At 62.5% G+C, this 21,710-nt stretch carries 19 protein-coding genes and 1 pseudogene; 13 read left to right on the plus strand and 7 right to left on the minus strand.

Annotated features, from left to right (window positions below):
• Positions 1-63: 63 nt before the first annotated feature.
• From FA94_RS16990 to FA94_RS17005, 4 genes are all read right to left on the minus strand, one after another.
• Entirely contained in the window at positions 64-705 is a 642-nt protein-coding gene (locus FA94_RS16990) for a response regulator (protein WP_035553221.1), read from the minus strand.
• A 7-nt stretch (positions 706-712) separates the two neighbouring features.
• A complete protein-coding gene (locus FA94_RS37340) occupies positions 713-2,230 on the minus strand; it encodes a HAMP domain-containing sensor histidine kinase (RefSeq protein ID WP_197070221.1) in 1,518 nt (505 codons plus the stop codon).
• Entirely contained in the window at positions 2,175-3,005 is an 831-nt protein-coding gene (locus FA94_RS17000; protein WP_197070222.1) for a MipA/OmpV family protein, read from the minus strand. The genes FA94_RS37340 and FA94_RS17000 overlap by 56 nt, the downstream gene beginning before the upstream one ends.
• Positions 3,006-3,282: 277 nt before the next feature.
• Positions 3,283-3,939 (minus strand): QsdR family transcriptional regulator, encoded by a 657-nt coding sequence (locus FA94_RS17005; RefSeq protein ID WP_156126662.1) that lies wholly within the window; start codon positions 3,937-3,939, stop codon positions 3,283-3,285.
• A gap of 85 nt (positions 3,940-4,024) precedes the next feature.
• On the opposite strand from FA94_RS17005, the gene FA94_RS17010 reads away from it, so the two are divergent.
• Complete coding sequence (locus FA94_RS17010; RefSeq protein ID WP_035553224.1) at positions 4,025-5,989, plus strand: TolB family protein; 1,965 nt, start codon at positions 4,025-4,027, stop codon at positions 5,987-5,989.
• A 317-nt stretch (positions 5,990-6,306) separates the two neighbouring features.
• Here FA94_RS17010 and FA94_RS17015 read toward each other — a convergent pair.
• Positions 6,307-7,022 (minus strand): annotated as a pseudogene (locus FA94_RS17015) (IS6 family transposase).
• A gap of 571 nt (positions 7,023-7,593) precedes the next feature.
• Between FA94_RS17015 and FA94_RS17020 the strand changes: the two are divergent.
• From FA94_RS17020 to FA94_RS17030, 3 genes are all read left to right on the plus strand, one after another.
• Positions 7,594-8,262, plus strand: a complete 669-nt coding sequence (locus FA94_RS17020; protein WP_035553226.1) for a TonB-dependent receptor — start codon at positions 7,594-7,596, stop codon at positions 8,260-8,262.
• A 167-nt stretch (positions 8,263-8,429) separates the two neighbouring features.
• Positions 8,430-8,837: a hypothetical protein gene (locus FA94_RS17025; protein ID WP_347880811.1), complete on the plus strand. Its 408-nt coding sequence runs from the start codon at positions 8,430-8,432 to the stop codon at positions 8,835-8,837.
• A 282-nt stretch (positions 8,838-9,119) separates the two neighbouring features.
• Positions 9,120-9,932, plus strand: a complete 813-nt coding sequence (locus tag FA94_RS17030) for a mechanosensitive ion channel family protein (RefSeq protein WP_035553228.1) — start codon at positions 9,120-9,122, stop codon at positions 9,930-9,932.
• A 172-nt stretch (positions 9,933-10,104) separates the two neighbouring features.
• Here FA94_RS17030 and FA94_RS17035 read toward each other — a convergent pair whose 3' ends face one another.
• On the minus strand, positions 10,105-10,776 hold the full coding sequence (locus tag FA94_RS17035; protein ID WP_035553231.1) for a VTT domain-containing protein: 672 nt from the start codon (positions 10,774-10,776) through the stop codon (positions 10,105-10,107).
• A gap of 211 nt (positions 10,777-10,987) precedes the next feature.
• Here FA94_RS17035 and mutL point away from each other — a divergent pair, with 211 nt between their 5' ends.
• Together mutL and miaA are read left to right on the plus strand one after the other, a co-directional pair.
• Positions 10,988-13,066, plus strand: coding sequence for a DNA mismatch repair endonuclease MutL (gene mutL / locus FA94_RS17040; protein WP_035553233.1), 2,079 nt, complete (start codon positions 10,988-10,990; stop codon positions 13,064-13,066).
• A gap of 43 nt (positions 13,067-13,109) precedes the next feature.
• Complete coding sequence (gene miaA, locus FA94_RS17045) at positions 13,110-14,057, plus strand: tRNA (adenosine(37)-N6)-dimethylallyltransferase MiaA (protein WP_035553235.1); 948 nt, start codon at positions 13,110-13,112, stop codon at positions 14,055-14,057.
• 91 nt (positions 14,058-14,148) lie between these two features.
• On the opposite strand, the gene purM is transcribed toward miaA, so the two are convergent.
• Entirely contained in the window at positions 14,149-15,216 is a 1,068-nt protein-coding gene (gene purM / locus FA94_RS17050) for a phosphoribosylformylglycinamidine cyclo-ligase (RefSeq protein WP_035553238.1), read from the minus strand.
• 101 nt (positions 15,217-15,317) lie between these two features.
• On the opposite strand from purM, the gene FA94_RS17055 reads away from it, so the two are divergent.
• The 7 genes from FA94_RS17055 to panB all read left to right on the plus strand — a co-directional run bounded on the left by FA94_RS17055 (position 15,318) and on the right by panB (position 21,690).
• On the plus strand, positions 15,318-16,394 hold the full coding sequence (locus FA94_RS17055) for an AI-2E family transporter (RefSeq protein WP_035553241.1): 1,077 nt from the start codon (positions 15,318-15,320) through the stop codon (positions 16,392-16,394).
• 123 nt (positions 16,395-16,517) lie between these two features.
• The gene (gene hda, locus FA94_RS17060; protein ID WP_035553244.1) at positions 16,518-17,297 is read left to right on the plus strand and encodes a DnaA regulatory inactivator Hda; all 780 of its coding nucleotides are present in this window, start codon (positions 16,518-16,520) and stop codon (positions 17,295-17,297) included.
• A complete protein-coding gene (locus FA94_RS17065) occupies positions 17,290-17,976 on the plus strand; it encodes a histidinol-phosphatase (protein ID WP_035553246.1) in 687 nt (228 codons plus the stop codon). Before hda ends, FA94_RS17065 begins: the two co-directional genes overlap by 8 nt.
• Positions 17,973-19,565 (plus strand): polynucleotide adenylyltransferase PcnB, encoded by a 1,593-nt coding sequence (pcnB, locus tag FA94_RS17070; protein ID WP_035553248.1) that lies wholly within the window; start codon positions 17,973-17,975, stop codon positions 19,563-19,565. The genes FA94_RS17065 and pcnB overlap by 4 nt, the downstream gene beginning before the upstream one ends.
• A gap of 48 nt (positions 19,566-19,613) precedes the next feature.
• Positions 19,614-20,162, plus strand: a complete 549-nt coding sequence (gene folK, locus FA94_RS17075; protein WP_035553251.1) for a 2-amino-4-hydroxy-6-hydroxymethyldihydropteridine diphosphokinase — start codon at positions 19,614-19,616, stop codon at positions 20,160-20,162.
• Complete coding sequence (locus FA94_RS17080) at positions 20,159-20,839, plus strand: deoxynucleoside kinase (protein WP_035553253.1); 681 nt, start codon at positions 20,159-20,161, stop codon at positions 20,837-20,839. Before folK ends, FA94_RS17080 begins: the two co-directional genes overlap by 4 nt.
• Positions 20,840-20,874: 35 nt before the next feature.
• Positions 20,875-21,690, plus strand: a complete 816-nt coding sequence (panB, locus tag FA94_RS17085; protein ID WP_035553256.1) for a 3-methyl-2-oxobutanoate hydroxymethyltransferase — start codon at positions 20,875-20,877, stop codon at positions 21,688-21,690.
• The last annotated feature ends 20 nt before the right edge of the window (positions 21,691-21,710 follow it).

The following is a 21,710-nucleotide window of genomic DNA, read 5'->3' on the forward strand; positions in this document are numbered from 1 at the left end:
AGCGGCGGCGATCGATGTGAAGCAGCGCCGCAAGCTCGCTGCCCCGGCACCCGTTGGCTTTGCTCAACCGACTAGTCCGTGACGCCACGCAAACGCGACCGCCTGAGTGCGGTCATGCAGATTCAACTTGGCGAGCACGTTGCCGACGTGGGTCTTCACGGTGCTCTCGCTAATGTTGAGCATCCTGGCGATCCGACCGTTACTCGACCCTTCCGCCAGTGCACGCAACACGTCCATTTCCCGTTCGGTTAATGAGGCGAACGGATCCGTCACCCGTTCGCGCGCGGCGCGCGCGCGGCGCAAGATTCGATGCGCGATGTCCGAGTGAATCACCGCGTCGCCCTCCACGATGCGGCGCAGCGTGTCGAGCAATGCGTCGCCGGGCATCGACTTCAGCAGAAAAGATTGCGCACCGGCCTCGATCGCGGAGAACGCGAGTTCGTCATCGTCCGACGACGTCAGAACCGCAATCTGGGAATTCGGACTGAGCAAGCGCAGCGAGCGGATCGTTGCGACGGCGTCCATGCCCGGCATCAGCAGATCCAGCACGATAAGATCGGGCGCGTGTTCGCGCGCGAGTTCGATGGCGTGCACGCCGTCGGCCGCTTCACCGACCAGTGTGAAGTCGTCGGTCATCGTCAGGATAGTGACCAACCCCTGCCGCACAACAGCGTGATCGTCGACCAGCAAGACCGTACATTTCATCGCACTCTCAAAGCGTTAAACGGAACGATATCGTGATTTCGACGCCCATTCCCGGGCTGCTCTCAAGGCGCAGTTCTCCGTGCGGCAAACTGTTGGCTCTTAGGCGCATATTGGACAATCCCATGCCCAGCACCTCGATGCGTCGTGCGTCGAAGCCCCGGCCGTCGTCGACGATCTTCATGGTGTAGGTATCGCCGACCCGGCTGAATGTCAGTTCCACGCGAGTCGCGCCGGCATGCTTCAGGACGTTCGCGCAGGCTTCGATCGAGATCAGCAGCAACTGACGCGCAATGTCAGGCACGACCTCGATCGCGCGTTCGTCGTCGCGGCTCAGGTGCAGGGTCCAGCACGCGCTGGCGCCAGCGAGCAGCGCATCGATGCCGTCGCTCAACGCGCGCCGCAAGCCGATTTCCGCGATCGTCGGCGCCGACAGCCGCCGGATGATATCGGCCAGATCCTGTTGAAGATGCGACACAAGCACGAGAGCCGCGCGAGTGAGGTTGGCCGAATCCGCGTTCGCCGCCGCGTGCTTCTTCAACACCGTAAGTTGAAGTCCCAGAGCAAAAGCCCGCTGCTTCGCCGTATCGTGCAAGTCGCGCGCGAGGCGGTTGCGCTCCTGCGATGCCGCCAGCGCCAGTTTCATCTCGATCACGGAAGACAAGGCATCGGCCATCTCGTCGAAACTCTTGGTCAGCCGGCCGAATTCGTCCTTGCCGCCGTCTTCGATACGCGCCGTCAGATCGCCGTCCGTCCAGGCGGACGCTGCGCGTTCGGCCTTTCTTATCCGTTTGACCAGCAACGGCACCAGCACCAGAACGGAACAGAAATTGATGACGAGCACGTATAACCCGATCACCGTCCATGACACATCGTCGCTGTGCAGCAGGGACGCGACCGGCGACAGCGCGAACATGCTGACTGTCAAGGTTGCGCCGGGGTCCAAAGGCGAACGCACCGTGAGCGTGACGATCTTGCCGCTGCTCTGAGTGTTGGACCATGCTGCTCTGACATCGCGATCCGGAAAACGGCACGTTACCCCGTCGGGCCATTGATAGCGGACGAACACCCGCCCACCGTCGAGCGCGCGTTCGGCACGATTCGGGCCTTTAATGTCCGGCAGCCAGTTGGTCAGCACTCTGGCAGATAACTCGTGCATGACGAGCTGGCAAACCTCAGGTGACCGGCGCGCTTCGGCGAGAACGACGGCATTCGAGGCAAGCTCATGCTCGAATGCTTGCGTCAGTGCCGGCGACGAGAACGCCTCCAGCACGCGCCAGTTGTCGAGTATCGCATTCACTCCAACCGTGGCGATCACGCCTGCGCACGACGCCAGCATCATCGCGCAGAGGAAACGCCAGAACAGGCTGTTGCGCCAACGGCCAGCCACGGCGATGCAAGAGAATGCGCGATGCGCCCTATCGTTCACCCGGTGTTGGCGTCCGTGAAATATGAAAAGAAAGACGGCTGCATCAGAACGTATAGGCCGCGCCCACGCCGCCGAACAGCGACGTGCTGTGCTCGACAACCGGACTTTCCGCTGCGTCGCCGAGCAGATGGTCCACCCGGAGTGTGCCATTGAGCGACCACTTCCGATTCAACAGATGCACCCATGTCGCCGACGTGCCGATGTCCTTGAACCCCGCCGACGGCGAAAAGACCGGCAGTCCCACGGCGCTGTTCGCGGCCTGTGCGGGCGATACACCGAAGAAAGTTTGCATCGACCCTCTGTTGGCCCAGACCGTCCCGTTGCCGACGGTCAGGCTGTCGCGCTGACCCAACCGGAACGTGTATTTCGTTTCCAGCGTCAGCGTGGCGCCGTAGCCTGCGTGCAACGACTGGAGGAACTTGAGCGACGCATCGAAGGCGCCAGGATGCCAGTCCAGAAACGAACCGAATCCGGCCGTGGTGTGGATGTCGCCGAGGCCGTTCAACCGGTTGCCGTCGCTCTGATCGCGGCCAAACTGGGTCGACAGGATCAAACCGGCCTTGAGGTTGCTGCCCAGCGGAAAAGCAATGCCGCCTTCAAGTCCATCGACAAAGAAGATGCCGTGCGATGCGGACAAAATCGGAAACGGTTCGAGGTGATACGTGCTGCTGCCTTCATAGCGCGGCGCAGCGGCAACGCCGATGCCGATCGTCGTCGGGGTTGCGGCGGCTTGTGCTTCCGCACTTGCCAGGCTCAATGTGCCGACGCCCGTCGTAAGTGCAATCGAGCCGCACAGTACCTTCAGTGCCGGCCAGTATCGACGAACCCGCGCGACCGACACGCGCTGGCCTGACCCGGCTTGCCTGAACTTCAAAGCCATTCTCTTGCAGTGATGCACCAACGTGACTCTCCTGGTCGTTCCCTCGATCGGCTTACAGACTCGTACGCAATGACGCGCCTGGACTCATACATCCGGACTCATCGTACGCAAGCGCACCCGGCCTGAAATCGGCCGAATGGATCGAATCGGGTCATCCAAAAGTATGAGACGCCGGTGGTGAGAACTTCACGCTAGAGCCTGGCCAGTCTGCAGAGAACGCCGCGAAGCAAAATCGCGCCGTGGATGTGGAACGAGCCGTTCTATCCTCGCCCTATCCACCGTCACGGCGCGCGACAACGAGGATTCGGATCGCTTCGCTTGTCAACTCGATATTCGGCCGTCTGCCCGCAATCTGATCCGCGTACAGACAGGACTCGAAGATCCGGACGATCACGTACGCCAGGTCGTCAATCTTCAGAGCGGGAGCGATATGCCCGGCTTCTGCCTGCGCATGAAGCATATTGCTGACCTCGTCGAAAATGCGCACACGGACAATGCTTTCTTTCGACGTCAGGATACGCAGCGCGTTCTCCGGGTCCTGCTCCAGATAGCGCCGAAATGGCGCCGATTTGAGCAGTGAGGTCATCAAACGGTACGCGACATTCGCCGCGTAATCGGCACCCGTGCCTTGCGCCGTGGCGAGCACATGCTTCCACGCGGATTCAAGAAGCGACCACACCACCTCGCCGAGTAACAGATCGCGGCTTCCTACCCACCTGAAAACGGTGGCCCTGGCGACACCGAGCTCGCCGGCTATCGCGCCGACGTCCACGCGCTCGCCGTTCATCCACTTTGCGAGCGCCAGATCGAAGGCGTCTCGCGGCGTGGCACGTCTGCTCTCACCGCTGCGTCGCAGTTCGCCGCTCAAACGGGTCTCCCGGAGAGATTCGGATTTCGGCATGGAGGTGGGCCTGGAAAGTGATTGCAATCAGCCAAGTCATATTGACAATATGACTCATTATAAGTCATAAAGATAAAACGACACATAAAATTAAACCAACTGGAGGATGACAATGGCCTCGTTGTGCACGAAGGTTGGCAGGCTGCTGCCGGCTGTTTTCATGACGATCATGGTTGCCGTACTTGCTGCGTGCAGCGGCGGACTTGCGCCAGGCGGGTCGCTACCGGACGCAGACCACGCCTTCGCCTTCCAACCCATCACGATCCAGCGCATCGATCTGCCTGCCGGCATCACGTCGGCGCGCTGGCCGGTATTCACCAACGACGGGCAACATCTGTTGTTCTTTTCTTCTCATGAGCTATGGATCACGGACCTCACCGGCGCGACTGCCCGTTGTCTGTCCTGCGGCCTCGCGAATGATCCCCAGTCGTCAGGCGAGGGAGAGGTAGCGCCGTTTCCCGACGGCAAGCGTGTGTTCTTTGGCGGCTTCACCCAGCCGGGTTCGAGCGCAATGGCCGTCCTCGAATGCACCCCGAGCATCGTCGACTGCTCAAGCGCCGTCATTCTGCCGATCGACTTCTCCGCCGCTCAGCCGAAAATCATCGCACCGGGCGGGGTCGACGCCGCGAGCCAGACTAATTTCGGTGGTGCCTACGCAGCCAAGCTTTCGCAAGATGGCTTGCATGTCGGCTTCTCCGACATCCGGTCGGATGCCTTTGAAAGCATGGTGGTCGCGACACTTCAACGCTCCGTCAGCAGCTACGTACTCTCGGACCCGAGAACCATCAACCCTCCGCCACCGACCTCATCTTCCGACACCGACATCGACAAGTGGTCAAACAGCAGCGCACTACTCGAATTCAAGACCTTCACCAATGGGGGCGCCGAGGCGACCTATGCGGAGTCTGGCGGACCTTCCCTATTGAACCCGGACGTCTGGTCGATCAACCTCGCCACGGGGCAACGAACCCGCTTGACCTCCAACCCGGACTGGGATGAGGACAACGCCGTGTCGCCCAACGGGAAGCTGTTGGCGCTCTGGAGCAACCGGACGATGCACTACGTTGACTGGCTGGCGGGACTGCTGCCCGTGCGTGATTTCATCGACGCCCCGGCCTCGGAGATGATCGCCGCAGCCATCGGCTCGGACAAGGAATGTCATGGCCCGGTGTGGTTGCTACCGGCGAGCGGCGATCAAGGTGGCAGCATCGCCGGACAACCCATCGTCTATTACCGCGACCCGAACGTTCACGTGACCAACAACCTGGTCGGCTGGGCGCAATGGAGCCCTGACGGAACGATGCTTGCACTCAATACTATCAACGACACCACGGCAACCAGCGCGCCTTACCTGCTGGTCGCGCATTTCACGGTGCTCGAACCGAGCGCTCCGCTACCGGTCGTCAGTTCGCAACCCGGGTCGTGGGCACCCGCGCCGGGCGACTATCACGGCCCGCTTGGCTTCAACGGAACGGTTACTCTCGCGGGCCCCCGCGGCGGTAGCGTCACTGCCGTCTATGGTGGGCTGCCTGGCGAAGGGTCTCTCGCCGGCCAGTGGTCAGAGACGTACGCGAACTACTCGGAAGACGGCACCAGTTTTATCAACGGCACGGTCAGGATTGCCGGGTCAGCCTCAGCCGGCAGCTATAGCTCTCACCTGATCATCTCCGGCGCGCACACCGGCAGCGAAGACGCGGCACTCGTCTTCAAGTCAGGCGGTATCAGTGGCCAGGCTTCGTCGTCCATGGATGGCAACACCATCACCGGCCCCACGCCTGAAGAGTTGAAAGGCGGAGGCTGTCCGGACATGCTGCCGAAGGAGCCTGGCCTGGCGGTCACACCGGTCAGCATGGGCGGCGGCTCGTACAGCGTGAAGGTGACGGCGAGCATCGCCGGTGTCGGTGCCAACGAGTCGGCCGTCGACAGCCGACCGGTGAAGCACGCGACGCTGACCATCGGAGGCACCACAAGCTATACCAACGAACAAGGGCTCGCGATTGTCACGGCGAATGGCAGTCGTACGCTCACCGTTTCGGCGGGAGACACGCTTGTTCCCGTCTCTATCGTTCTGCCCTGAGATACCGGAAGGCGTCGAGCCGGTCCGATCGGGCAGTAGTCGGCCGGATCGGACCGAAGTCTGGCCAATCGCAAACCGGCGTTTGTGCGTGCCGCCGATGCGGTTCTCGCGTGGGCAACATGCCGCCCGCTCAATAGCCGGCAAAGCGGTCGACGGCGTTCGGCTGAGGCAACCCGAGACGAGCGCATCTCAAAGCCTCGACGCGTTGCTGTGCCACCACCGCTTTGGAAAGCGACGAAGCTATGTGCGGCGTAGCCAGCACGGCTGTGGTGCAAATAGATGGTGTCGTTGAGACGTGCCGTATAGATATGGATACCTTATCGATTTGACAGGACAGCATTCCAGACGGATGGCGCAGTAGGATCCTTGAGCCCGAGCCTGCAGAGATCGAATTGCCCCTTGCGAATGCGATGCATCAGCTCGATGCCGGAGATGGTGGTCGAAGCACTCCTCAACCGTTTGAAACCGGACATCGCGTTTGTTCTGGACTTGATGTTCCGATGATCCTGCTCGATCACGTTGTTCAGATACTTCGAAGAGCGCACCTTCGTGTCCTCCGGCAGCAGGCCGTCGGCTTTCATCTCCCGCACGGCCCGGTGCGAGGCGGCATACCCATCGAGCGTGATCGTTTCTGGCGGCTGGCCCTGATGTCTGACTGCCTTGCCGATAAAGGCTTTAGCCGAAGCCACGTCCCGCTTCGCCCTGAGCATGAAGTCCACCGTCTGGCCGGTCCGATCCACCGCCCGGTACAGATAGACCCACTTGCCTCGAATCTTCAGATAGGTCTCGTCAACGCGCCATGACCGCCCTGTGGGTATCCCAAAACGATTCCAGCGCTTGACGAATTCCGGCGTGAAGCGCTTAACCCAGCGCATGATCGTGGTATGGGCCAGCGCCAGTCCCCGCTCGGCCATCATCTCGACCAGATCACGCAGGCTGAGCTTGTAACGCAGGTACCAGCGCACAGGACAATCACTTCGCGATCGAAGTGGCGTCCGTTGAACAGTCCGTTGATGTCCTTCAGCTTGCTCATTGCGGTATCGCGCTAGTCAAAAACGCGAGCGTAACAGACCGATGCATCCGAATTGCACCACAACCGTTTTGTCATAGGTGATCCTAGACTTTCGCCTACAAAACCTCGAATACCAGTTTTTGACACGTAGAAACGAATTTGCATGGTCATGCGCACCGCAGAGCGTTCATATTCGGGCCAAATCCTGCCGGAATTCTGCCGGAAACGGTGAGTAATACAGCGAGATACGGAGTGATCAACAGAGATAAATCTCTTGAAAAATCAAGAGATTGCCTATACGCTATAAGGGCTTGGTTCTGACTTTTAATCCGTTGGTCACAGGTTCGAATCCCGTACGGCCTACCAAAAGATTCAAGGGCTTGCACGCGTCAGCGTGCAAGCCCTTTTCTTTTTAGCGCGCCGTTTCGCCGCCCTCCGCATTCATTCCCCCGAATAGTTCGCCACCTCACAGACGGCGCGAGTCCCCCGCTCGCATGATCATTTCACGACGCCAGTAGAGCGCTCGAAAAAAGACCACCAGACAGGGCTGCCGGGCACAAGACCCGCGGCCCAACCGCCCAGGGGGGCGCCCATGAAAACTCCAAAAGTAATCTGGGTAGTAGGTTTGACAGGTTTAACGATATCGATCGGAACGGCGCACGCTCAGGAAGTCTTCCTCGAGGGCGGTACGCTCGGCGTGGGTATCGGCGCGGCGCTGAATGTGACGTCGTGGTTCGGCATGCATGCGGACTTCAACGCGATCAACTTCTCACACAACTTCACAGTGGGCGGCAATCGCTACGACGACGGTGTGCGTCTTCGCCAGGGCGGCATCTATGGGGATCTGTTTCCGTGGACGAGCAGTGGCTTTCGCATCACCGCCGGTCTTCGCTTCACGGACGACGAGGTCAGCGGCAATTCCGTTCCCACCAACGGGACCTACACCTTCAAAGGCAAGACCTCGCAAGCCTTTCCGGGCGAATATGCGACGGCCACCGTGAAGTACCCGACAGTCATGCCGTACCTGGGCGTGGGCTATGGTTTGCGTCCGGCAGCCAAGGGGTTCGGCCTGGTCGTCGACGTAGGCGTCGCTTATGGCTTACCGCGGTCTTCGTACACGCTGTCGCCGGCACTCGCCCAAGCCGCGGGGCCGACGATGAGCCAGGAAATCGCCGCAACCGGCTTACAGCAACTCCGGGATAAGGCCTCGTCCTACCGGTGGTATCCGACGCTGCAGATCGGTGTCTCGTACCACTTTTGATTAAACACCGGAACCGGAACCCGGCACTTTCCCACACGCAACGTCAACGCCACTGACAGAACAAAACCAAGCCTGAATCTGATTATTTATTGAGACGTAAAGACGTGCAATGATCGCCGCCGGTCTAGCAAAACACGCTGAGAAACCCGATAGCAAAAGCTTCGGCAATGCCGCAAACCCTGCGCCTTCATTCCGTCGACATGTCCAATTTTCTGTTCGGTATCCTCTCGAACTTTGCGCTGCTGGCAATCGTACTGATTGCTTGCCGCGCGTATAACCGCCTCACGCCAGGCGCTGCGCTCAATGGTGCCCGCGTCTTTGTCGCGTTGGAGTTAGCCGCGTTGCTGCTCGACACCGTATTGACCTTTCTGGTGTTCGCCGATGCACCGAACCGGTACGCCCCGTTCTGCACGCCCACGGCGTTTTTCAAGCGCGTCGGCGCATATGGGCTTGCCGTGCTTGCCGCATTCGCGTGGCACTACGTAGCGTGCCGCACACGCCCCAGGAGAACTCGCGCGGGCAAGACACTCGTGATACGCACCTCGCCGTATTCGGAATCGCATCTGCCGATGTAATTCAGCGCAGCACCGGCGCCATCGCGTCGACGCACCGCTAAGGTGTCACCTGCCGCCTGCCGCGTCCTCACACGCAACCGCCAGAATCTCCGTTGTTCTCCGCCAACCACCAGGCATAGACGTCGCAGACACACCTGGAACGGTCCTTGCGGATGCGCGCGCCGTCACCTATAACTTCCGAAGACCGCGTGTTACCGTTCGCGCCCGTCGCCGGGCACTTGCCGCTGTATTGCGCCACAGCCGTTCAATCAGTAGAAGGCAACCTACCCAACGAGGAACATCTTGGATCTCGAAACCGTACGCGTGTTCATCATGACCCGAGGCATCGACCTCGGCACCAAGGTCCTCGGCGCGATCGTCCTGTGGATCGTCGGACGCTGGCTCATCGGCCTGATCACCGGCCTGCTGCGCAAAGTGCTGGCGCGCAACGGCAAGGTCGACCCCACGCTCGCGCATTACCTCGCCTCGATTCTCGGCGCACTGCTGAACCTGCTGCTGATCCTCGCGATCCTGCAGGTGTTCGGCGTGCAGACCACGTCGTTCGCTGCCCTGCTCGCCGGCCTCGGCCTCGCGATCGGCACTGCGTGGGGCGGCTTGCTCGCGCACTTCGCGGCGGGCGTGTTCATGCAGGTGCTACGGCCATTCAAGGTCGGCGATTTCGTTACCGCAGGCGGCGTGACCGGCACGGTGTCGGAATTGGGCCTGTTCGGCACGACCATCGTGACGCCGGACAACGTGACGACCATCGTCGGCAACAACACGATCTTTTCCGCCACGATCTCGAACTACAGTGTGCTGCCGGTACGGCGCGTCGAGTTGACGGCGAAGATCGCCAACGGCGTCGATCCGACCGACGCGATGAATCGCCTGAAGGCCGCCATCACGCAGATTCCGAACGTTGTCGAGAGCCCCGCGCCGGACATCGAAGTACTGAGCTTTACGCCGGAAGGCCCATTGTTGTGCGTGCGGCCCTATACAAACAATGCCAATTACTGGCAGGTCTATTTCGACACCAATCGCGCGATCATCCAGACGTTCAAGGAGGCCGGCTATCCGACGCCGGAAACGCCGCTCGCGCCGCGCGCGGTGACCTGATCGATCGGGCGCATAGGGACGACAGCGCCGACCATCAGGCCGAAGCGTTCTACGCGCTGCCCGGCAACCTGGGCAACGCATCCGCTGGATTCAAAAGCACAAACAAAAACGGCGTCGCGAATCGATTCGCGACGCCGTTTCTTCATGCGCTGATACAAGCGCACGACGGATCTCAGCGGCTGCCCGCCTTGGCCCCGTTCCTACGAAACATCTTCCACAGCGCACCGAGCACGACCGGCACCACAGCCGCGCCGATACCCACCAGCACGATCACATTCAGATACTGGCGGACGAAACCGATGTTGCCGAAGAAGTAGCCGAGCAACACGAGCAACAGCACCCAGAACAACGCACCGGCCACGTTGAAGAACTGAAACCGGCTGACCGTCATTTCCGATGCGCCCGCAACGAACGGCGCGAAAGTTCGCACGACCGGAATGAAACGCGCCAGCACGATCGTCTTGCCGCCGTGCTTCTCGTAGAAGTTATGGGTTTTCTGCAGCGCGCTGCGATCGAGAAAACGCTCGAGCAGAGGTATGTGCGAATTGAACACGCGCGGTCCGATGGCCCGCCCGATCATATAGTTGAGTGTATTGCCGCCCACCGCCGCGACCAGCAGCAGCACGATCAGCAGACCGAGATTCATCTCGCCGGTCGCGCAGAACGCACCGCCGATAAACAGCAACGAATCGCCCGGCAGAAACGGCAGAACGACCAGGCCCGTTTCACAGAACACGATCAGGAACAACACGGCGTAGACCCACGCGCCGTACATGTGAATGAACTGTCCAAGGAATTTGTCGATGTGCAAGACCAGATCGACGAAATGTAGCAGCGTATCCAAGAAGCGTCCTTTACTAAACGTATCAAGCGAATATGAGCGCGGCGTGAGGCCGTGCGACCGTGCGGGCAACCCCGCAGGCGATGATGCCCGGCACGAGCCTACCGCCGGAAATTGACCGCGTCATGATACCGAAAGTGCCCGGCGTCGATTAAAAAACTCCGGGACTTCAGCGCGCCTGGGGCTCGCCGCGTCGAATGGCTATAATTTCGCCATGTCCGAAATCTCCGAAACGCCTGACGGCGCCGCCGCTGCGGCCACCACGGCTGGCATTGCCGCCGCCGCGCCCGCCCCGCGCCCGTTGCGCGCGATCCTGCCCCTTCCCGATCAGCTGATCAGCCAGATCGCCGCCGGCGAAGTGGTCGAACGGCCGGCCTCGGTGGTCAAGGAGTTGCTGGAAAATGCCCTTGACGCGGGTGCGCAAACGCTGCGCATTCTACTCGACGAAGGCGGCGTCAAACGCATCTCGATCACCGACGACGGCTGCGGCATTCCCGAGAACGAACTCGCGCTTGCGCTGATGCGCCACGCGACCAGCAAGATCCGCTCGCTCGCCGAACTCGAAGCGGTCGGCACGCTCGGGTTCCGCGGCGAGGCGCTGGCTTCGATCGCATCGGTCGCGCAAATGTCGATCACGAGCCGCACCGCCGACGCGCCGCATGCCGTGCGCGTCGACGCGCAAACCGGCGTGCTGAGCCCCGCCGCCGGCACCCAGGGCACCACGATCGAAGTCCGCGAGTTGTACTTCAACACGCCCGCGCGCCGCAAATTCCTGAAAAGCGAGCAGACCGAACTCGGCCACTGCCTGGAGCAGATTCGCCGTGCGGCATTGGCGCGGCCGGACGTCGCGATTTCGGTGCTGCATAACGGCAAGGCGGTCGAGCACTGGAATGCCACCGAACCGCCTGCGCGGGTCGCGAAGATTCTCGGCGAGACGTTTGCGACCGCTCATCTGCCGCTCGACGAATCCGCCGGACCGCTGGCCGTCTACGGTTGCGCGGGGCTGCCGACCGCGAGCCGCGGGCGCGCGGATCAGCAGTATTTCTTCGTGAATGGCCGCTTCGTGCGCGACAAGCTACTCACGCACGCCGTGCGCGCCGCTTATGAAGACGTGCTGCATGGCGACCGCTATCCGTCGTACGTGCTGTTTCTCGATTTGCCGCCTGAAGCGGTCGACGTGAACGTGCATCCGTCCAAGATCGAAGTGCGGTTTCGCGATTCGCGCTCGATCCACCAGTTCGTGTTTCATGCCGTGCAACGTTCGCTGGCGCGGCACGCGGGGGCGTCGCCGGAAACCACGGCGGGTGGGCACGCGGCGCACCTGGAGCCGGCTGTGGGCGGCCCGGCTTCGTTCGGCGCGACGCCGCTCGGCGGTGCGGGGTTTGGGAATGGCGGCAGTTTTGCTGGTGGCGGTTTCGGCGCAGGTGCGAGCGCAGACGTTGGCGGTTTTGCCAGCGGCGGCAACGGCAGCAGCGGCTTCGGTTCCCCCCAGTCCGGCAACACATGGATGCGCCAGGCGCGCATGACGCAAGGCACATTGCCGGTCGCACAACCGCTCGCGTTCTACGACGCCCTGTTCGGCCGCAAAGACCCCAACGCCGGCACGACCGAAGGCGCCACGCTCTTCGAAGCGCGCGACTCAGCCACTGACGCACCGTCGCCGTACAACACGTCGGCGTACACATCGCCCGGTTTCAACGCGGCCGACGAACAACCGCTCGGCTTCGCGCTCGGCCAGATTCACGGCATCTACGTGCTGGCGCAGAACGCGCACGGGCTGGTGATCGTCGACATGCACGCCGCCCACGAACGCATTCTGTACGAGCAGTTCAAGAACGCGCTGGCCGACCGCTCGATCTCCGTGCAACCGCTGCTGATTCCGCAGAGCATGCAGGCCGATCCGATCGAAATCGGCACCGTCGAAGAAGAGCGCGACACGCTCGACGCCCTCGGCTTCGACCTCGCGGTGCTGTCGCCGACCACGCTGGCGATCCGCGCCGTTCCCGCGCTGCTGAAAGACGCCGACCTGCCGGCACTGGCGCGTGCGGTGCTGTCCGATCTGCACGCGTTCGGCGGCTCGCGCGTATTGACCGAGCGTCAGCACGAACTGCTCGGCACGCTGGCGTGCCATCACGCGGTGCGCGCGAACCGGCGTCTCACGCTCGACGAAATGAACGCGCTGCTGCGTCAGATGGAGGCGACCGAGCGCGCCGATCAGTGCAATCACGGGCGTCCTACGTGGTATCAGTTGACGCTGTCCGATCTCGATCGGCTGTTCATGCGCGGGCAATGATCGTGCGCTTGATGACGTCGCTTCAACGCGGGCGGGCGCGCCCATGAGTTCGAACACCGCAACGCCGATCCCTTGTCTGCTGGGCCCGACCGCGTCCGGCAAAACTGCCGCCGCGCTTGCACTGGCCGCGCGACGGCCGGTGGAAATCATCAGTGTCGATTCGGCGCTGGTGTATCGCGAGATGGATATCGGCACCGCCAAACCGACCGACGACGAGCTCGCGCTGGCGCCGCATCATCTGATCGATATCGTCGATCCCACCGACGCCTATTCGGCCGCGCAATTTCGCGCGGACACGTTGCGACTGACCGGCGAGATCCACGCGCGTGGACGTCTACCGCTGCTGGTCGGCGGCACCATGCTGTACTACAAGGCGCTCACGCAAGGCCTGAACGACCTGCCCGCCGCCGACGCCGACGTGCGCGCCACGCTCGACGCCGATGCCGCTCGCGAAGGCTGGCCGGCCATGCACGCGCGGCTTGCGGCCGTCGACGCGGTCACTGCCGCGCGCCTCGCGCCGAACGACTCGCAGCGGATTCAACGCGCGCTGGAGGTGTTCATGCTGACGGGCCAGCCGATGTCGGTGCTGCTAGCCGCCCCCGCCCGGGTGGACGACGCCGCCGCGCAATGGCGCTTCATGCCGATCGCGCTCGAACCATCGGACCGCAGTTGGCTGCATGCGCGCATCGAGACGCGCTTCGACGCGATGCTGAAGAGCGGTTTCATCGACGAAGTGGTGAAGCTGCGCGAACGCGGCGATCTATCGCCCGAGATGCCGTCCATGCGCTGCGTGGGTTACCGGCAAGCCTGGGAATATCTCGACGGCGTGGTTGATTACCCGACAATGCGCGACAAGGGAGTCTTTGCGACCCGGCAATTGTGCAAGCGGCAGCTCACGTGGCTACGCGGCATGACAGAGCGGGTGGTGGTGGATTGCTGCGATCCGCACGCGACGGCGCGGGTGCTTGAAGCGATTGAAGTGTTGCTTTGAAACGTGGAAATTTGAAGTTTGAAGCCTTGAGGTTTCAAACTTCAAACCCGCGCGGCGCGTGCTAATCACACGCCACGCAGGCTGCCTGCCTTTAAACCACAACCGTCTGCGCTTCACCGGCCGCGCTTTCGCGGATCACGCCGATCTTCCAGACCTGCTCGCCCGCTGCCGACAGCAAACCGATCGCCGCATCGGCATCAGCCGCCGACAACACGACCGCCATGCCGATCCCGCAGTTGAACACGCGATGCATTTCCGCATCCGCCACGCCGCCGTGCTTTTGCAGCCACGAGAACAGCGGCGGCAACGGCCAGCCGCGGTGATCCAGCTCAGCCGTCAGGCCTTCACGCAGCACGCGCGGAATATTCTCGACCAGCCCGCCGCCGGTGATGTGCGCCATGCCCTTCACCGTGATCTGCTGCATCAACGCCAGCAGCGGCTTCACATAGATATGCGTGGGCGCCATCAACGCGTCGGCCAACGAACGGCCGTCGAAGTCCGCGTTCAGGTCCGGCTGCGCGCGCTCGATGATCTTGCGCACCAGCGAAAAACCGTTCGAATGAATCCCGCTCGATGCCAGACCCAGCACCACGTCACCCGGGGCGATCGTGCTGCCGTCGATAATCTTGCTCTTTTCGACCGCGCCGACCGCGAAACCGGCCAGATCGTACTCGCCGTCCGGATACATGCCCGGCATTTCCGCCGTCTCACCGCCGATCAACGCACAGCCCGACAGTTCGCAACCTTGCGCGATGCCCTTCACGACCGTGGTCGCCGTAGCGACGTCCAGCTTGCCGCACGCGAAATAGTCGAGGAAGAACAGCGGCTCGGCGCCTTGCACGAGAATGTCGTTCACGCTCATCGCCACCAGATCCTGGCCGACGGTGTCGTGTTTGTTCAGTTGAAACGCGAGACGCAGCTTGGTACCGACGCCGTCGGTGCCGGACACGAGCACCGGCTCCTTGTATTTCTTCGGCACTTCGAACAGCGCGCCGAACCCGCCGATGCCACCCAGCACGCCGTCGCGCATCGTCTTCTTGGCAAAGGGCTTGATCGCGTCGACCAGGGCGTCACCCGCGTCCATGTCTACGCCGGCGTCGCGATACGACAAACCTTGGGCCGAATCAGTTGAATTCGGGGCGGATTTCGGTTGATTCATGGGGAAGAGCTCGAAGGTCGGTAAAATGCGATTTTACCCGATGCCGGCCGGCTGGCTGGAATTTGATTAATCCGGTCCGACGACACCTGGGAAGCAAACTTTTGCAACAGAACTCCTCGATTCTGACGCCCGTTCAGCGCCGCGCCTTCGTCTGGCTCGCCATCGCGCTGGGCGTCGGCATTCTGCTGTGGCTGCTGAGTCCGGTCCTCACGCCATTTCTGCTCGGCGCGATTCTCGCGTACATTCTGCAACCGGGCGTGGCGTGGATGGTGCGCCGACGCGTGCCGCGCGGCCTCGCCGCCTTGCTGATGATGCTGGTCTTCTCGCTGCTGATGACCCTGCTCGTGCTGCTGGTGCTCGCCGTGATCCAGAAGGAAGGGCCCCAATTGCGCCAGCAGGTGCCCGTGCTGTTCGCGCATGTGAGCGCATGGCTCCAACCCAAGCTGGCGCTGCTGGGGCTCGCCGATTCGCTCGATTTCGCCAGCATCCGCGATCTCGTGATGGGCCAGCTCGAAGGCAGCGCGCAAACCGTCGCACTGTACGCGTGGACCTCGATCCGCACCAGCGGCAATCTGATGATGACGGTGGTCGGCAATCTGGTGATGGTGCCGCTCGTGCTGTTCTATCTGCTGTACGACTGGAACCGCATGCTGGTGCGCCTGCAGAACGTGGTGCCGCGCCGCTGGCTCGACAAGACGCTGCAACTCGCGCGCGACATGGACCAGATGCTGTCGCAGTACCTGCGCGGCCAGTTGCTCGTGATGGGGGTGCTGGCCGTGTACTACGCGATCGCGCTGACCATCGCCGGGTTCGAGATTGCACTACCGGTCGGCATTTTCACCGGGATCGCGGTGTTCATCCCGTATATCGGATTTGCGACGGGTCTGGCGCTAGCGCTGCTTGCGGCGCTGCTACAGTTCGGCACCTGGTACGGTTTCGGCGCGGTTGCGCTGATTTACGGCTTCGGCCAGATCGTCGAGAGTTTTTATCTCACGCCGCGTCTGGTCGGCGAACGGATCGGCCTGCACCCGCTCGCGGTCATTTTCGCGTTGCTCGCGTTCGGCCAGCTGTTCGGCTTTTTCGGCGTGTTGCTCGCGTTGCCGGTGAGCGCGATCCTGTCGGTAGCCGTGCGCGAGTTGCGGCAAAGCTATCTGGCGAGCACGCTGTACAACAACTAACGGCTGATTGACCTTTTTTGGCCCGGACGTCCGGGCCATCCGCGGTTTAGCGTTTTTTCGGCCGCGTTTTCCGGCTTCGTTTTTCGGCCTTATTTCCGGCCTCATTTTCGGCATTGACCTACTGTGCTTCGTCAACTGACGCTCGATCTCGGCACCCCGCCGCCATCGACATTCGACAATTTTTTCGCCGGCGCCAACGCCGAGCTGGTCACGCGTCTGCGTGAGCTCGACAACGCGCTCGCCGCCGGGCCGGTCGCCGATCGCACCTTCTACGTGTGGGGCGAGTCAGGCAGTGGCCGCACGCATCTGTTGCAGGCGCTCGTGCACGAAGCGCCGCCGGGTCACGCGCGTTTTGCCGGCCCGCAGAGCAGCCTCGCGGCGTTTAGCTTCGACCCGCGCGTCGCGCTATACGCGATCGACGATTGCGACGCGCTGTCCGCCGCCCAGCAGATCGCCGTCTTCAACCTGTTCAACGAAGTGCGCGCGCATCCCACCAGCGCGCTGGTCGCCGCGGGCAACGCGCCGCCGATCGGCATGACGGTGCGCGAAGATTTGCGCACCCGCCTCGGCTGGGGCCTCGTGTTCCATCTCGCGCCGCTGCCGGACGAAGGCAAGGCCGCGGTGCTGAAACACGCGGCGCGCGAGCGCGGCATCATGCTCGCCGACGACGTGCCGGCTTACCTGCTCACGCACTTCCGGCGCGACATGCCGAGCCTGATGGCGCTGCTCGACGCGCTCGACCGCTTCTCGCTCGAACAGAAGCGCGCGGTCACGCTGCCGCTGTTGCGCACCATGCTCGCTTCACCGGACGCGGAAGAACGGCGCGGCACGCCGGCCACCGGCCCGGAGACCGGTTCCCACGCCGCGTCATCCGCTTCAAGTAAAATAGGCCCCCATGGCTAATCTCGCACTCTTCGATCTCGACCACACGCTCATTCCCACCGACAGCGACCACGAATGGGGCCGCTTCATGGTGAAACAAGGCATGGTCGACGCCGAAAACTTCGCCCGTGAAAACGACCGCTTTTTCGCCGACTACAAAGCCGGCAGGCTCGACATTCACGCCTATCTGATCGCCATGCTCACGCCGCTCGCGAAATACACGCGTGCGCAGCTCGCCGAACTTCACGCGCAGTACATGCATGAAGTGATCACGCCGGCCATTTTCCCGGTCGCGCTGGAACTGGTGAGGCAGCACCGTGAAGCCGGCGACCTGTGTTGCGTGGTCACGGCCACCAACGAATTCATCACCCGCCCGATCGCCCAGGCGTTCGGTGTCGACGCGTTGATCGCCTGCGAAGCGGAAACCGTCGACGGCCAGCCGCACTCGCCGTACACCGGCCGCCCCACCGGCACGCCGAGCTACAAGGAAGGCAAGATTGTCCGCACCGAAGCGTGGCTCGCCTCGCTCGGCAAGACCTGGCGCGATTTCGGGCACAGCTATTTCTATAGCGACTCGCACAACGACATCCCGCTGCTCGAGAAGGTCACCGATCCCATCGCGACCAACCCGGACGATACATTGCGCGCCCATGCGCAGGCCAAAGGCTGGCGCATCCTCGAACTCTTTCAAGCCACGTGATCAAAAAACTTATCCGCAAGCTATTCGGCCAGGACTCGGCGCCCGCTGACAACACTGCGCCCGCCGACACCGAAGCAGACGAATCCGGCAGCGCACCGGCACGCAACCGAGCCGACGCCGCCACCAGGGCGCGCCGCAAACCCGCGCGCGCCGGGTCGGCCGCCAAGGCGGTACGCGATCCCGACGTGCCGGTCATCATTCCGCACGACGTACATGGCATCGACCAGTCTCTGATCTCGAGAAACGCGATTCGCGTGACCGAAGGCCTGCAACAGGCCGGGCACCGCGCGTTTATCGTCGGCGGTGCGGTGCGCGATCTGCTGCTCGGCATCAAGCCGAAAGACTTCGACGTCGCAACCGACGCCACGCCCGAGCAGGTGCAGAAGCTGTTCCGCCGCGCGCGCATTATCGGCCGCCGGTTTCAGATCGTGCATGTGCAGTTCGGTCAGGAAATCATCGAAACCTCCACGTTCCGCGCGCTGGTCGATCCGCCCGCGGCCGACGCCCCGCCCGAGCGACGCCTCAAGCGCGACGAGCTCGACCGCCGCACCCACGCGGTGGACGCCAGCGGCCGCGTGCTGCGCGACAACGTGTGGGGCGAGCAGCATGAAGACGCCACGCGCCGCGACTTCACGATCAACGCGATGTACTACGATCCGGCCACGCAAACCGTGCTGGACTACCACAACGGCATGGCCGATATGCGCGCGCGGCTGCTGCGCATGATCGGCGACCCGGCCACGCGTTATCGCGAAGATCCGGTGCGCATGCTGCGCGTCGTGCGTTTCGCCGCGAAGCTCGACTTCGAGATCGAAACCAGCACCCGCGCGCCGATCGCCGAGATGGCCGATCTGATCAACAACGTGCCCGCCGCGCGTCTGTTCGACGAGATGCTCAAGCTGATGCTGTCGGGCCACGCGCTCGCCTGCCTGAAGCGTCTGCGCCAGGAAGGCCTGCATCATGGCCTGCTGCCGTTGCTGGACGTGGTGCTGGAACAGCCCATCGGCGAAAAATTCATCACGCTGGCGTTGAACAACACGGACGCTCGCGTGCGCGCCGGCAAACCGGTGTCGCCGGGCTTCCTGTTCGCCACGTTGCTGTGGCACGACGTGCAGCAGCGCTGGCAAAAATTTGAGGCGAACGGCGAGTATCCGGTTCCCGCATTGCATCGCGCGATGGACGACGTGCTCGACATGCAAACCGAGAAACTCGCGATCCACAAGCGCTTCTCGGCGGATATGCGCGAGATCTGGGGCCTGCAGTTGCGCCTCGAAAAACGCTCGGGCCGAAGCGCGCTGAAGCTGCTGGAACACCAAAGATTTAGAGCGGGGTATGATTTCCTCCTGCTGCGCTGCCAATCCGGCGAACTCGACGAGTCGGTCGGTGCGTGGTGGACGGAGTTCATTGAAGGAGACATTGCCGCGCGTGAAACGTTGCTCACGCAAGGCGGGAAGGACCGGAGCCCTCGAAAACGACGGCGGCGCAGCAGTGGCGCCAGAAGCCGCGCGCCGGGCGACGGAATGGAGGGCGGCACGCCAGCCGAACGCACAGATAACGGCGCGGACCATGATGGCCCGCACGAAGACTGACAGAGCGTTCGCTGAAGCCGTCGAACGATAGTTGCAGGAAGTTATGCCATGACGGTTGCTTATCTCGGCCTCGGCGCGAATCTCGGGGACGCGCGCCAGACCCTGAAAGACGCGGTGGTGTGCCTCGCACAACAGCACACCATCTCCGTGCTCGACAAGTCGAGCCTGTATCGCACTGCCCCGATCGACGCGGGCGGTGACGACTATTTCAACTGCGTCGTGAAGGTCGACACGACGCTCCCCGTGCGCCATCTGCTGGCGCTGTGCCACAAGATCGAGCATCAGTTCGGCCGCGAGCGGCCGTTTCGCAATGCACCGCGCACGCTCGATCTCGACATTCTGCTGTTCGGCGATCAATCGATCGACGAAGCCGATCTGATCGTGCCGCATCCGCGACTGATTGAGCGCGCTTTCGTGCTGGTGCCGCTGGTCGAAATCGATCCGACGTTGATCATTCCGCAACACGGCCGCGCCGACGCACTGCTGCCCGGTGTGAGCGATCAACGCATCGAAAAGGTGAAGGGCCCGTGTCAGTGCCCTATGCTCAATGCATTGACCGCCGCTGAGAGTGAGCCCGGCAAAGGCCGCTGCGAATGAACTCACCGCCACTCACCGTCACCGCGCCGCAACTGCGGCCGCCGTTCGGCTATCTCGCGATCGAAGGGCCGATCGGCGTCGGCAAAACGTCGTTGGCGCGGCGTCTCGCGCAACGCTGGTCGATGCAGGAATTGTTCGAGCGTCCGCAGGACAATCCTTTCCTTGAACGCTTTTACCGCGACACCGCACGTTACGCGTTGCCCGCGCAATTGCACTTCGCCTTGCAACGCGCGCAACAGGCGCAGGAAGTCGCCGCGGCGCAAGTGTCTGGCACCCCGCTGATCGCCGATTTCATGACGCAGAAGAACGATATCTTCGCGCGTCTGACGCTGCAGGAAGACGAGTGGCAGCTGTATCGCGCGCTCGCCGCCAAGCTCGAGGTCAACGCGCCGGCGCCGGATTTCGTGGTGTATTTGCAGGCCAGTCCCGAAGTGCTGTTCGCGCGCATCCAGAAACGCGCGGTGCCGATGGAACTGCAAATTTCCGACGCCTATCTGCACGCGTTGTGCGACGCGTACAACGAGTTTTTCTATCATTACGACCGCGCCCCCGTGCTGACGGTCAACGCCGAACATCTGAATCCGCTCGACTCCGACGCGGACCTTGCGCTACTCGCCGAACGCATCGAAACCATGCGCGGTCGCAAGGAATTCTTTGTCAAAGGCACGTCGCTTTAAGCGACGCTGCCACCTCTTTTCCAACGGATTGACCCATGACCTATTTGCAGGAAGCGAGCCGCAACGCCATCACCGTGCCGAAGCTGCAGGCAATGCGCGACGCCGGTGAAAAAATCGCGATGCTCACCTGCTACGACGCGAGCTTCTCCGCGCTGCTGGACCGCGCGGGCGTCGACGTGCTGTTGATCGGCGACTCGCTCGGCAACGTGTTGCAAGGACAAACCACGACGCTGCCGGTCACGCTCACCGACATCGCGTATCACACGGCGTGCGTGGCGCGCGTGCGCCCGTCGGCGCTGGTGGTGGCCGACTTGCCGTTCGGCACGTACGGCACGCCGGAAGAGGCGTTCAGGAACTCGGTGGAATTGATGCGCGCCGGCGCGCAGATGGTGAAGCTCGAAGGTGGCGAATGGCTCGCCGACACGGTGCGCTTTCTGGTTGAACGGTCGATTCCCGTGTGCGCGCACGTTGGGCTGACGCCGCAATCCGTGCATGCGTTCGGTGGCTTCAAGGTGCAGGGCAAGACCGAGGCCGGCGCGAGTCAGTTGCAGCGCGATTCACTCGCCGTCGAAGCGGCCGGCGCGCAATTGATCGTGATCGAAGCCGTGCCGTCGGTGCTAGGCACTGAAGTCACGAAGCAGGTGCGGATTCCGACGATCGGTATCGGCGCCGGTGTGGACTGCTCGGGTCAGGTGCTGGTGCTGCACGACATGCTGGGGATCTTCCCCGGCAAGCGGCCACGCTTCGTGAAAGACTTTATGCAAGGGCAGCCGAACATTCAGGCCGCGGTGGAAGCGTATGTGCGCGCGGTGAAGGATGGGACGTTTCCTGGAGCCGAGCACACGTTTTGATGCGAGCTAGTGCTCTCTCC

The organism is Burkholderia sp. 9120 (assembly GCF_000745015.1).
In the GTDB taxonomy this organism is placed as follows: Bacteria; Pseudomonadota; Gammaproteobacteria; order Burkholderiales; family Burkholderiaceae; genus Paraburkholderia.